This is a genomic window from Streptomyces sp. NPDC027189, from assembly GCF_055566975.1.
The window spans coordinates 1-12,106 of the sequence record NZ_JBVHRI010000016.1; the positions used below are offsets into that span (position 1 = coordinate 1).

At 67.2% G+C, this 12,106-nt stretch carries 9 protein-coding genes and 4 pseudogenes; 6 read left to right on the top strand and 7 right to left on the bottom strand.

The window, feature by feature from the left end; genetic code table 11:
• Window positions 1–877: 877 nt before the first annotated feature.
• The 4 genes from ACZ4RZ_RS31785 to ACZ4RZ_RS31800 all read right to left on the bottom strand — a co-directional run bounded on the left by ACZ4RZ_RS31785 (window position 878) and on the right by ACZ4RZ_RS31800 (window position 5,113).
• Complete coding sequence (locus ACZ4RZ_RS31785; RefSeq protein ID WP_467749817.1) at window positions 878–1,276, bottom strand: hypothetical protein; 399 nt, start codon at window positions 1,274–1,276, stop codon at window positions 878–880.
• A 1,109-nt stretch (window positions 1,277–2,385) separates the two neighbouring features.
• Window positions 2,386–3,339, bottom strand: a complete 954-nt coding sequence (locus ACZ4RZ_RS31790; RefSeq protein ID WP_467749819.1) for an NAD(P)H-quinone oxidoreductase — start codon at window positions 3,337–3,339, stop codon at window positions 2,386–2,388.
• Window positions 3,340–3,608: 269 nt separating this feature from the next.
• Window positions 3,609–4,304: a type 1 glutamine amidotransferase domain-containing protein gene (locus tag ACZ4RZ_RS31795; RefSeq protein ID WP_467749821.1), complete on the bottom strand. Its 696-nt coding sequence runs from the start codon at window positions 4,302–4,304 to the stop codon at window positions 3,609–3,611.
• 77 nt (window positions 4,305–4,381) lie between these two features.
• The gene (locus tag ACZ4RZ_RS31800) at window positions 4,382–5,113 is read right to left on the bottom strand and encodes a type 1 glutamine amidotransferase domain-containing protein (RefSeq protein ID WP_467749823.1); all 732 of its coding nucleotides are present in this window, start codon (window positions 5,111–5,113) and stop codon (window positions 4,382–4,384) included.
• Between the two features lie 193 nt (window positions 5,114–5,306).
• Here ACZ4RZ_RS31800 and ACZ4RZ_RS31805 point away from each other — a divergent pair, with 193 nt between their 5' ends.
• The gene (locus ACZ4RZ_RS31805; protein ID WP_467749825.1) at window positions 5,307–6,218 is read left to right on the top strand and encodes a LysR family transcriptional regulator; all 912 of its coding nucleotides are present in this window, start codon (window positions 5,307–5,309) and stop codon (window positions 6,216–6,218) included.
• Window positions 6,219–6,584: 366 nt separating this feature from the next.
• On the opposite strand, the pseudogene ACZ4RZ_RS31810 reads toward ACZ4RZ_RS31805, so the two are convergent.
• From ACZ4RZ_RS31810 to ACZ4RZ_RS31820, 3 pseudogenes are all read right to left on the bottom strand, one after another.
• Window positions 6,585–6,782, bottom strand: a pseudogene (locus ACZ4RZ_RS31810) (tyrosine-type recombinase/integrase); the annotation flags it as partial.
• Window positions 6,775–6,954, bottom strand: a pseudogene (locus ACZ4RZ_RS31815) (helix-turn-helix domain-containing protein); the annotation flags it as partial. The pseudogenes ACZ4RZ_RS31815 and ACZ4RZ_RS31810, both read right to left, overlap by 8 nt.
• Window positions 6,947–7,348 (bottom strand): annotated as a pseudogene (locus tag ACZ4RZ_RS31820) (replication initiator); the annotation flags it as partial. The pseudogenes ACZ4RZ_RS31820 and ACZ4RZ_RS31815, both read right to left, overlap by 8 nt.
• Before the next feature lie 97 nt (window positions 7,349–7,445).
• Here ACZ4RZ_RS31820 and ACZ4RZ_RS31825 point away from each other — a divergent pair.
• The 5 genes and pseudogenes from ACZ4RZ_RS31825 to ACZ4RZ_RS31845 all read left to right on the top strand — a co-directional run.
• Window positions 7,446–7,835: pseudogene (locus tag ACZ4RZ_RS31825) on the top strand (IS110 family transposase); the annotation flags it as partial.
• 104 nt (window positions 7,836–7,939) lie between these two features.
• A complete protein-coding gene (locus ACZ4RZ_RS31830; protein ID WP_467749826.1) occupies window positions 7,940–8,527 on the top strand; it encodes a transposase in 588 nt (195 codons plus the stop codon).
• Between the two features lie 417 nt (window positions 8,528–8,944).
• Window positions 8,945–9,553, top strand: a complete 609-nt coding sequence (locus ACZ4RZ_RS31835) for a hypothetical protein (protein ID WP_467749828.1) — start codon at window positions 8,945–8,947, stop codon at window positions 9,551–9,553.
• A 241-nt stretch (window positions 9,554–9,794) separates the two neighbouring features.
• A complete protein-coding gene (locus ACZ4RZ_RS31840; RefSeq protein ID WP_467749830.1) occupies window positions 9,795–11,051 on the top strand; it encodes an IS256 family transposase in 1,257 nt (418 codons plus the stop codon).
• On the top strand, window positions 11,048–11,740 hold the full coding sequence (locus ACZ4RZ_RS31845; RefSeq protein ID WP_467749831.1) for a class I SAM-dependent methyltransferase: 693 nt from the start codon (window positions 11,048–11,050) through the stop codon (window positions 11,738–11,740). Before ACZ4RZ_RS31840 ends, ACZ4RZ_RS31845 begins: the two co-directional genes overlap by 4 nt.
• Window positions 11,741–12,106 lie beyond the last annotated feature (366 nt).

The window sequence follows — 12,106 nt, forward strand, 5'->3', positions numbered from 1 at the left end:
CACCGCCGAACCGGCCGAGGACGACCATCAGCTTCCTCCACAGCCGGAACCGAACCAGCTCGGCCAGTGACTACACCACTCGGCGGGACACCATCTTGGGCCCGGCCCCTCTGCGCCTGCGGCGCCGGGGCCGTGCCCCTGGGGCCGCAGCGAGCTACGGCCCTGAGTAGAGACCTGAACACACAGTGGCCACGGTCAGAACGAGCCTCCGGCGGGGGGCGCTCAGGTTCCGAGATGGAGGGGGCGCCGTTCGCGAGTGCCGGCGGAGTAGTGGCGTGCGCGGGGAGCTCCCATCCCGTCTGCCGTCGACCCAGGCAGAGCCGAGCAGACGCGGCCCCTGGCGTCCAGGTCGTTCGTACAGTGGCGCGCTCCACCTGGACGCCAGGAACCACGCCCGCTCCACGGTGTGTGGGTCGACGGCAGACGGGACGGGAGCTGGGGAGGATGGTGGGTTGAGGAGGAGCGAAGGCGCGACTCACCACTTAGAGCCCGGTGCAGCCCGAATCGAATGTCGTCAATCGCCGCGGCCGTCCTCACCCTGGAGTGGCAACGCTGAAAGAGCTCACTGCTTCGACCGAACAAAAGAAGGGCCGTCAGCAAACTGACGGCCCCTCACGGAAGATCGAGGTTAGGCCGCTACGCCGGGCCACCGTTCAGGTTCCCACCCCTCTCCCGCCGGGCATAGCCGATCGGGGTGTTCCCCCGCGCTAAGAAGCCCTGGCGGGGACGGAGCTTTGCCGACACTGCACTTGACTGCAATCCCTGTGCAGGTTACCTCATGGGGGCAGACAAGAAGCTCCCTGGCGTAGCTTCACAAGATGCACCAAGGAAGCATCAAGGCGCCAAAAAGGAACCCCGGTACATTCTGCAGATCTGATTACGTTGTCACTGTCTTGGAATAATATGTGCCACCATAATAGGCGCCGAATGTGATCTTGACGCCCTCGGGGAAGTCCTTGTTGCAGTATCCCCATTTACCGGCTCCGAGAGTGCTGCCGCACTGCCCCCACCTGCTGCTGCCGTTCGAGAGGCTCCAGTCGTTGGAAACGCCGTTGCCGTCGGCCTTCAAGTCCTTCACATACAGGTAGTCACCTTCGGCCTGAAAACAGGCCGTGGTGTTAGGAGTGCTCACGCACACCTGCGATGCATCCGGGGCGGGACTGCCAGCCTTTGCGAGATCACCTTCATAATCGGAGGCGGACGCTGTGCTTGCCAGTGGAAGCGTAGCCATAAGCACGCCACTGAGCGTGATGGCTATCCTGAATTTGTTTTTCACAGGTCTCCCGTTGTGTCTCTTGATCGTTGCCTTATTGTGAACATGCCAAGCTGTAGTCGCAAGGCTGCGGTTTGTGACCCTTCTCACGAGAGCATGAAGCCCACCCTTTGCAGCCTCCTGTACAGGCCAGCGCAACGTCTTCCTGGACGCCACCTACTGCAAGGCCCGGGTTGAACCACCGGATCGTCTCCCAGGCGGTGGAGAAGGTCTCTGACATCCACGATTGACTGTGAGGATGCCGGTGGTGCTGCCCTGGGGGCCTGACTCTCCGTCTGACCGACGCAGCCGCGTCGACCACCCTGACCGAGGCGCCTGCTGGCTCAGGGTGCTCTCCGCACCACAGGACGCAGCAGCGTAAAAAGCCCTGGGTAGATGCCGTCAGGCCGTTTCGTCGCCAACGGGATTGTCCTTCTCCCAGCTTGAGCTGGGAGACAGCTCGCACCCGTCCGCCGAGCGCGCGACACGCGCCCCGAGGCGGAGGCGCGGGTGAAGCCGAACGAGAGAAGTTCCGGAGAGCTGGCAGCCCCAGCACGCGGCTAACCGCAGGGCCGTGCCACCCTGCGTGCACGACAACGCCCAGGCACAGCAATCCGTGTGCAGTCGCGACGGCCCCGGCAGCCGACCTCCCAACCTGGGCTACGTCAGCCCGGCCGGAACCAATCGGCCCCCTGATCCCCTCACTTGATCCCCTCACTGCCCGGCGCCGTGCCCATAGCTGCCCGGAAGGGCGGGAAACAAGGGTCAACAGCGGTGCGACCCCGCACTTACGAGCCCCGCGGAAAGCACAGATGCCCAGGTCAAAAGCCCTTCCAGGTTGAAAGCGCCGTCGTTTCCCAAGCCGAGAGCGCGAGTTTGATTCTCGTCACCCGCTCCAGAGTGAAACCCCAGGTCATTAGCCTGGGGTTTGTTGTCTGCAGTGGATCGGCGGGCCCACGCTGAGCACGCACTTCGCTTGCCTCTGGCAGCAGGTCGGCTTCGTCTTGCATATGGCGAGGGCGGGGCCCGAAAGGCCCGCGGGTGCCCGAGGGCGCGGACCCGCGCTCCTCGGCCCGTTTTCCGGCGCTAACTGCAGCCCTGTCGTCGGACTCGTGGGCGATGGCGCGTCGGTGTTATGCGGTGTCGGGGTTGACCAGGACGATCTTGCCGATGTGGTGGGCGTCCAGGATCCGGTGCGCTTCGGCAGCCTCGGTCATGGGCAGGGTGCGGTCGATGACCGGCTGTACGGTTCCGTTCTCGATCAGTGGCCACACGTGGTCCTGGACCTCGGCCACGATGGCCGCCTTCTGCCCGGTCGAGCGGGAGCGCAGGGTGGTCCCGTGTACGGATGCGCGCTTGAAGAGGAGTTCGGCGAGGTTGAGTTCGCCCTCCAGGCCGTTCTGCAGACCGATGATGACCAGTCGCCCGTCGGGGGCCAGGGAGTGGACGTTGCGCTGGAGGTAGTGGCCGCCGACGACGTCGAGGATCACGTCGTACGGGCCATGCTCGGCGAAGTCCTCGGTGCGGTAGTTGATCGCGACGTCGGCGCCAAGGTCTCGTACCTTGGCGGCCTGCTCGTTGCCGCCAACAGTGGTGACGACGTAGGCGCCGTGGGCCTTGGCGAGCTGGATGGCCATCGTGCCAATGCCGCCGGCTCCGCCGTGCATGAGGAAGGTTTCACCCGCCTTCAGCGCACCGGTCATGAAGACGTTCGACCACACCGTGGCGGCGGCCTCCGGCAGCGCCGCCGCTTCGACAAGGCTGACGCCCTTGGGTACCGTGAGCAGCTGGCTGGCAGGGACGGCGACCTTCTGCGCGTACCCGCCCCCGGCAAGCAACGCGCATACTTCGTCGCCCGGTTGCCACTGGGTCACGCCCTCGCCGATGGCGCTGATCCGGCCCGAGACCTCCAGTCCCGGGTAGGGCGACGCTCCCGGCGGGACCGGGTACCAGCCCATCCGCTGTGCGACATCCGCTCGGTTGACCGCGCCGGCCACCACGTCGACGATGACCTCGCCCGCGGCCGGGGACGGGGCCTCGACGTCGATCCACTCCAGGCCCTCCGGCCCACCGGGTTCCTTGATCAAATTGCCTTCATGTCTCTCCTGTTCGCGCACCTGCTGGGTGGCGGTGCGTACGCCTGCGAGGCGTCGTCCAAATGCTGATGCGATGCCGGAGAACGTGCTGCGCATCGCGCGGCGAAGGCGGGACGCCTTCCGGGAGCACGGGTGGGTCTTGATCGCCGTCTGGATATGCGCGCGAAGACTGGGACTTCAGCCATCGGTTGCCTGAGGCGGGGCATCGGTCGGCTCCGTGCCGATGCGGGTAGGGAAACGGGTGCGGGTGCTCCACTACGTCATGTCAGCTTCTTCAGGATTTCGGTCGCGGCCGGTGCGGCGGAGGCGGGGTTCTGGCCGGTGACCAGGTTGCGGTCTACGACCACGTTCGGAGCCCACGGCTCGCCCTCCTGGTAGTCCGCGCCGATCTCGACCAGGCGGTCCTGGAGCAGCCACTTCGCGCCTGCCGCCAGCCCCCCCTGGGCCTCCTCGGCGTTGCTGAAGCCGGTGAGGCGGTAGCCGGTGAAGGCGTTGCCGCTATCGGTCAGGGTCGCGGCCAGCAGCGCGGCCGGGGCGTGGCAGACCACGCCGAGCGGCTTGCCCGAGGCGAGTGTGTCGATGAGGAGCCTGCCGGAGATGGCGTCGACGGCCAGGTCCTCCATCGGGCCGTGGCCACCGGGGTAGAAGACAGCGGCGTAGTCGGCGAGATCGACGTTCTTCAGCCTGACGGGGTGCTGGAGCTCGCCGATCGAGGCAACGGCGTCCGCCATCTTCTTCGCACCCTCCTCGCCGCCGTTGAACTGCGGCGCCAGACTGGCCTGGTCCAGGGGCGGCACGACGCCGCCCGGCGTGGCGACCACGATCTCGTGGCCGGCGGCCGTGAACGCCTCGTACGGGGCGACGACCTCCTCGGCCCAGAAGCCGGTCGGGTGCTTGGTGCCGTCCGCCAGCGTCCAGTAGCTGGCGCCGGTCATCACAAAGAGGATTTTCGACATGGTGCTGTCTCCTAATGCAAGGTTTAAAGGTTTATCGGGCGGCGTCCGCAGAGGGGGCGCCCAGATCTCCGCACCGACTATTCGGTCTCAGCCAAGGCGGCGAGAATCAGGCCGCTGACGGCTTTGGTGGACACCGGGTTCTGGCCCGTGATCAGGCGGCCGTCGCGCACGGCGTGTGGTGTCATCGGGACGGTGGAGCGCACATACTTGGCGCCCTTCGCGCGCAATTCGTCCTCCAGCAGGAACGGCACCCTGCCCTTCACACCGGCCAGCCGTTCCTCGACCGTTGCGAAGCCTGTGACGGTGCGGTTCCGTACGAGCGGGTTCCCGTCCGTGTCGCGGAGGTTGATGAGCGCGCAGGCGCCGTGGCAGACCGAGGAGACGATGCCGCCATGGGTGTAGATGGCCTCGGCTGTTCCCTGCAGGTCCGCGCTGTCGGGGAAGTCCCACATCGTGCCGTGCCCACCCGTGAAGAAGATCGTGGAGTAGTCGTCCGGATCCGCGTCGGCGACAGAAGTGGTGGCTTTCAGAGCCGTCATGAAGGCCGGGTCGTCGAGATAACCGCGAACCGTCCGGTCGACGAACAAGCGGCCAAGGCTTCGAGGGTCGAGCGGCACCTCACCGCCCGCCGGGCTCACCACATCCACGGTGTGACCGGCCTCCACCGCCTTGTCATAGAAATGGACCAGTTCAGCCAGCCAAAGGCCGGTCCGGTGCTCGCTCGCCCCGTAGGTGGCCTGATTGGTCACCACCGCCAGAATCTTCTTCTGTCGCACTTTTCCCACGGCTCCTTTGTCGGCCAACTGCACATTCGGGGCCGGGTGTAGCCGAATGACACCGACGGTGATGATCTATAGAACCCGCTGCCCCTTGGTCGCGAAACTAAAGGTGCTGAAGTATCCGCGCCAATGAAGAGACCGATACCGGGTATCGATGACCCGATGCCTCGCCCCGAGGACGGGCGGCACGTGACCGCCGCGCGTACCTCGTAGGCTCGGAGCCGTGAGCGATCACAACACTCCTGGATCCGGTCCGGTGGACCTGAACCTGCTGCGCACCTTCCTCGCGGTGCACCGCCTGGGCTCCTTCACTGCCGCAGCACGTCAGCTGAGCTTGTCGCAGTCCACCGTCACCACGCAGATCCGGACGCTGGAGAACCGCCTGGGCCGCGAGCTGTTCGAACGCCGGGCGCAAGGCGTCACCCCGCTGCCCCACGCGGACGAACTCGCCACCCGGCTGTCGGCCCCCCTCGACCAGTTGGCTGTCATCACCGGCGAGGAGCCGAGCAGCACCGTCGCACCGGTGCATCTGGCGGGCCCCGCGGAGTTCATGAGCATGGCCGGCCTCACGGTGCTGGCCCCGCTGGTCACGCAGGGCGTCCGGCTGCGGGTGGCCATCGGACTGACCGAACCGCTGCTCGAAGAACTGCGGGCCGGACGCCACGACCTCGTCGTCGCCACGCGGCGGCCCCGCGGCCGGACTCTGCACGTGGAACTCCTCGCCGACGAGGAATTCGTCCTGGTCGCCGCCCCTGTATGGGCCGAACGACTCAAGGGGCAGAGCTTGCCCACCGCCCTGGAGAGCCTCCCACTGATCGCCTATGCCGAGGATCTACCCATCGTCCGCCGCTACTGGCGCCACGTCTTCGACCGCCGCCTGCACGCCCAGGCCGCGATCACCGTTCCCGACCTGCGCAGCGTCCTCACCGCCGTCACCGTCGGCGCCGGCTGGAGCGTCCTGCCCAGCTACCTGTGCCGCACCGAACTCGCTTCCGGCGCGCTCCGGCTACTGCACCAGCCGGAGGACCCGCCGATCAACACCGCCTACCTCGTCCAACGCCCGGGCAGCTCCACCAACCCACACGTGACACTCGTCCGCGAGCACCTACTGGCCGCTGCGAAGAGGACCTGGTGAACCGGCCCAGCGGCGCCGAGACCCAACTCGAGGCAATCAGCGACGCAGATCCACCCAGGATGGCGAAGGCGAGGAAGACTCCCCCACCCCTTCCCAGGGGCCCCGAAGGCCCCTCATGGGAACGTCATGGGAACGGAAGGCCATGTAAAAGACGGGGAACGATCAGACAAGGACGGAAGACCGCGCCCCGCTGACCAGCAGGAACGGTGAATCTAAGGAAAGGCCGGCACAGACAGGGCAGGCAATAGGGCCTCTCCTAAAGCGGGTGTCGCAGGTTCGAATCCTGCCGGGGGCACAAGGGAAAAGGCCCCGGACCGATCATGGTCCGGGGCCTTTGACATCCATGATTGACATCAACGAGCACGGTCAGCGACGACCGGGACGCTTCCTGAGCAGCCGGTCCATGTGGCTCATGGCCTCGCGCTGCGTGTCCTGCACGACGTGCGTGTAGACGTCCACGGTGATGCTGATCTGCAAGTGGCCGAGGATCTCCATCACGACGCGGGGCGCGACTCCGGCCGCCGTGAGGAGGGTGGCCGTGCCGTGCCGGGCGCCGTGCAGCCGCCTCCAGTTCGTGGGAGATGTAGTCGCTGAGAGCCCGCGCCGGTATGCGGCGGCAGCGGCCGATGGTGATCGAGGGAAGCCGACGGGAGCGGATCAGGTCATACACCGTCGACCGGCCGAGCTTGAGCCGCGCCATGACGTCGGCCACGGCCAACAGCTCTTCGTCACGCATGCGTCGGTTCTCCTTCTGTTCCGGGGGCGGGTTCGAGGGATGCGGCGAGCCAGGCTTCGGCCGATGACAGGCCGGTTCCGGCGAAGACCCAGTGCGAGAGGACGAGGGTCGTGTCGGTGTCGTGCTCGGCGGCTGCTGCGGTTTGTGCGCGGCGCCATTCGGCGCGGGCGGTGCGGAGGGCGCCGAGGGGGGTGGAGTAGCGGCGGGATTTGGTGCAGAAGTGGCCGCGGAAGCCGGGCATGTGGGCCCACGCGCGGAGTCGGAGGTCTTCCAGTTCCTTGCGTGCGCCGAGCGTCCAAGCGGTACGGATCAACCGGCGGGCGTGGTCGCTGATGTCGAGCTGGGCGAGTTCGGCGAGGAATTTCAGAGGGCGGTCGAGAGCTCCCGTGGCGGTCTAGACCGTATGGAGAACCGGCGCCTCGCTCGCAAGTTGGCGCGGGTTGCCGCCACTCTGAGTGGCGGTAGAGCCGCAATTGCGGGAGGTGCCGGTCATGTTCGAGCGTACGTATGCCGGGCTGGATGTTCACGCCCGGTCGGTCGTTGGGGCCGCGATCGATGGGGTTTCCGGGGAGATCCGGTCGCTGCGGCTGGCGCCGGAGACGGACGCGGTGGTGTCCTGGGTGGCGTCGTTGCTTTCTCCGGTGGCGGTGGCGTATGAGGCCGGGCCGACTGGGTTCGGGCTGGCCAGGGCGTTAACGGCGGCGGGTGTGCGGTGCGTGGTGGTGGCGCCGTCGAAGGTCGAGCGGCCGCCGGGTGACCGGGTCAAGACCGACCGGAGGGATGCCGAGCGGCTGGCGCGGCTGTTGCGGATCGGGGAACTCCCGGCCGTGCGGGTGCCCACCGAGGCGGAGGAAGCCGCGCGGGATCTGGTGCGAGCGCGCGAGGACGTGCGCGGGGACCTGATGCGGGCCCGGCACCGGCTCTCCAAGTTACTGCTGCGCCACGGACTGGTGTGGCAGGGCACGGCCTGGACGCAGGAGCACGAGTGCTGGCTCCGCTCGCTCTCCTTCGACCGGATCGGCGTCCAGCTGGCCTTCGACGAAGCCTTCGACACCGTGCTCAGCACCTGTGCCCGCCGCGGGCGGCTGGACGGGGCCATCGAGCAGATGGCCGCCGCCTCGCCGTTCGCGCCGGTGGTGGGGCGGCTGGGTGCCTGCGCGGCGTCAGCACACTGACCGCCTTCGGGCTGGCCGTCGAGGTCGGCGACTGGCACCGGTTCACCGGCGCCACCATCGGCTCCTATCTGGGACTGGTGCCGTCGGAGGCCTCCAGCGGCCAGCGCCGGGTGCAAGGTCCGATCACCAAGACCGGCAACAGCCACGCCCGCCGGCTGCTGGTGGAGGCGTCCTGGCACCATCGCAAGCGGTACCGTCTGGGCCGCGAGCTGATGCGCCGTCAGGCCGGTCAGCCGCCCGCCGTCCGGGACCGGGCCGAGCGGGGCAACCGGCGCCTTAACCAGCGGTGGAAGCGATTCGACGCCCGCGACAAGCGGCCCACCATCGCCGCCGTGGCCGTCGCCCGCGAACTGGCCGGATGGTGCTGGAGCCTCGCCGTGATGGACGAGCCGTCCTGACCCCAGCCGGCCCGCAAGCCGCCGGTGGGAGACCGGCACTGGACAGGCAGCGCGAGGAGGACCCGCGGCACAGCTATGAGCAGCCCCGCCGGACACCGGCGCGGCCACGCTCGACCCTAGACCCGCGGAACACTCCCGACGCACAACCGGTCATGCGGTACCTAACCCGCGCATATCAGCCTGACCGCGCGTCGAGCCGACACGCCTCACCACACGCCCTCTCCCACCGGCCCAACAGCACGAAGACCAGGCCCGGCACCTGAGTGTCGAGCCGGACACCGCACCTCCCTTGACACCCAGGCCCTCCATATCAGCTGTTCACTCAGTCCGCTCGGTTCCTGAATTGGAGCGCTGAAGCCGCGCTCCCGGAGTTCGAGGCGGCTGTAGGCCGCTTCAGTCACCCGTAGCGGCCATTGGATGGATGTTACGACCGTCGCTGATACGACCGACCGCCTCACGGCGGGAGATCGTTCGTGGTGGAGCGCGCACACGCCGCTCACACCTTCCATCAAGGAGGCGTACATGCGAATGCGGCGTACTTTCACCGCGCTCGCGACGATGCTGGCCCTCGGGGTCGGCATGCCGGCAGCCATCGCCGATAGCCCACACTTTGTCGGCAATCTAGGGTGCAACACCGAAAACCAAAACGTCGGCCTGATTTGCAGCGGCAAGGTGGCCGGACTGGGCAGCACCACCACCTTTGTCTTCCTGACGGCGGACCAGGTGACAGCCACCTTCGAGTGCGTCAACAGGGGTGGCAACGTCGCGCCTGGTCAGCCCGTCGTTGAGGAAGACGTGACTGGCCCGGTCAGCACTTTCCCCAACCCCCGCAACGGCCAGATCACCTTCAGCGTGACGATCCCTCCACCGCCCCCTCCGAACCCGCGCCAAGCATGCCCCAATGGCAACTGGACGGTGCGCCAGACCGGGCTGAACTTCGTGAACGTCGTGCTGCACGTCCAGCAGCCCCCGGGGACGCCGCCGGACGCGAATGAAGTCCTGACGCACGATTTCGGCAACCTCTGACCCGTGGCCCTGTCCTTCAAGGCAACCGCCGAAGAGAGCCGCACTCGCGACTCTCTTCGGTTGTCGCCGCGGCTGAGCGTCGTTCTAGACAACTCCCCCCGTTCGACCACCTGTCCAGCCTGGCAGGAGCAATGCTCAGAACCTGTGGATCAGCCCGGGGAGGACGTACCTTCCCGGGTGATTGATCGATAGGTCACCGAGCAAGACCGGTGTTCGCAGCACCGGCCGGGAAGGTACGTCCGTGCTCACCGTAGTCAACGAGGACGGCTCCACGCACGACGGGTCGTCGCTGATCGACGAGATCGTTCGGGAAGGCGCAAGAAGGATGCTGGCCGCCGCACTGGAGGTCGAAGTCAACGCCTACATAGGCGAGTTGGCCGACGAGTGCGACGAGAACGGTCGGCGGCTCGTGGTCCGCAACGGCTACCACCAGCCCAGGAAAGTCACCACCGCGGCCGGCGTAGTCGAGGTGAAGGTCCCGCGGGTGAACGACAAGCGCGTCGATGAGGCGACGGGCGAGCGCAAGCGGTTCTCCTCGGCGATCCTGCCGCCGTGGTGCCGCAAGTCGCCGAAGATCAGCGAGGTGCTGCCGCTGCTCTACCTGCACGGTCTGTCCTCCGGCGACTTCGTGCCCGCCCTGGAGCAGTTCCTGGGCAGTTCCGCCGGGCTCTCCCCGGCCACGATCACGCGGCTGACGACGCAGTGGCAGGCCGACCACGCCGCGTTCATGGACCGCGACCTCGCGGGGGTCGACTACGTGTACGTGTGGGCTGACGGCATCCACCTCAACGTCCGCCTGGAGGAGGCCAAGGCGTGCGTCCTGGTGCTCATCGGGGTGCGCGCCGACGGCTCCAAGGAGCTGGTCGCGCTCAAGGACGGCTACCGCGAGTCGGGCGAGTCCTGGGCCGACCTGATGCGCGACTGCGCCCGCCGGGGCATGCGCGCCCCCGTCCTCGCGGTCGGCGATGGCGCGCTGGGCTTCTGGAAGGCGCTGGCCGAGGTGTTTCCCGACACCCGCGAGCAGAGGTGCTGGGTTCACAAAACCGCAAATGTGCTCGACGCCATGCCGAAGTCCGCGCAGCCCGGAGCGAAGAAGGCGATCCAGGACATCTATAACGCCGAGGGCCGCGACCACGCCACCAAGGCGGTCAAGACGTTCGCCCAGCTCTACGGCGCGAAGTTCCCGAAGGCCGTCAAGAAGATCACCGACGATCAGGAGGAGCTGCTGGCGTTCTTCGACTTCCCGGCCGAGCACTGGATCCACCTGCGGACCACGAATCCGATCGAGTCCACGTTCTCCACCGTCCGGCTGCGGACCAAGGTCACCCGCGGGGCCGGCTCCCGCACCGCCGCCCTGGCCATGGTCTTCAAGCTCGTCGAGTCCGCCCAGCAGCGGTGGCGGGCCGTGAACGCACCCCATCTCGTTGCCCTCGTCCGTGCCGGAGCCCGCTTCGAACGCGGCCAACTCGTCGAACGCCCAACCACCGTGGCAGCATGACCGGCTTCAGCCAAGCATCCAGGGAGGCATCCGCCTTGTCCGACCTCGACAGCCAGGTTCCCTACTGGGATGCCGCTGCGGCCACGAAGACGTTCACCCACCCGCTCCATCTGCCCTGGCTCGACAGGATCAGCAGGCACGCCGCGATCCTCGACTACGGATGCGGCTACGGCCGCATCATGAAGGAGCTCGAACAGCGAGGCTTCGGCAACCTCACGGGCTTCGATGCCTCACCGGGAATGATCGGTCGGGCACGCCGCCTGCACCCCACCATGCGCTTTGCCGCCCTGGACGCACCACCCGCCTCGCCCTGTCCAGACGCAGGCTTCGACGCCGTTCTGCTCTTCGCCGTGCTGACCTGCATTCCCGGCGATGAAGCCCAGCACCGGTTGATCGCCGAACTGAACCGCATCCTCAAGCCCGGCGGAATCCTCTACATCAGCGATCTTCTGCTGCAAGACGACGAACGCAACCGCAACCGTTACGGCCGCCATGCCGATCACTACGGCAGCTACGGTGTGTTCGAAACCGGCGACGGCGCGGTCTGCCGCCACCACCCCCGCGAATGGTTCTCCACCCTGCTCACCGGGTTTCAGACCATCGACACCCGAACCATCACCGTGCCCACCATGAACGGCCACGAGTCAACGGGGATCCAGATCCTCGCCCGCAAGCCCACATCGCCATGAACGCGGCTCAGATCCACAGGTCTTGACTATTACTCCGCCTGGCAGACCTCAGCGACCGTCCAGCCCGCAGTTCGCACCTAGGGGGCGAACCAGCGGAAAGCGTCAGCGGCCCTGGGCCGTCTCGGGGCCGTCAAAGGGCGCTCAACGACGACCAACGCTGACAACCACCGACGGCTAAGTCGCAGGTCGCAGCGTTGATCGATGACACGGCCCGCAGGTCAGGGACCCGGCCCTTCACTTCTTCGGCTACTGAGCGCACCCAGTGGCGCTTGACAACTTCCCAAGCTGCGGGCGCTGGAGGCAAACAGCTCTTGGATGTCTTCACGGGCCGGCCGCCGCGGCTTGCATGTTGACGGCTCCAGCAGG

Bases quoted from the DNA above. Each gene is read 5' to 3' on its own strand.
- ACZ4RZ_RS31835 (WP_467749828.1), top strand. From the start codon at position 8,945: ATGGATGTTACGACCGTCGCTGATACGACCGACCGCCTCACGGCGGGA.
- ACZ4RZ_RS31845 (WP_467749831.1), top strand. From the start codon at position 11,048: ATGACCGGCTTCAGCCAAGCATCCAGGGAGGCATCCGCCTTGTCCGAC.
- ACZ4RZ_RS31795 (WP_467749821.1), bottom strand. From the start codon at position 4,304: ATGTCGAAAATCCTCTTTGTGATGACCGGCGCCAGCTACTGGACGCTG.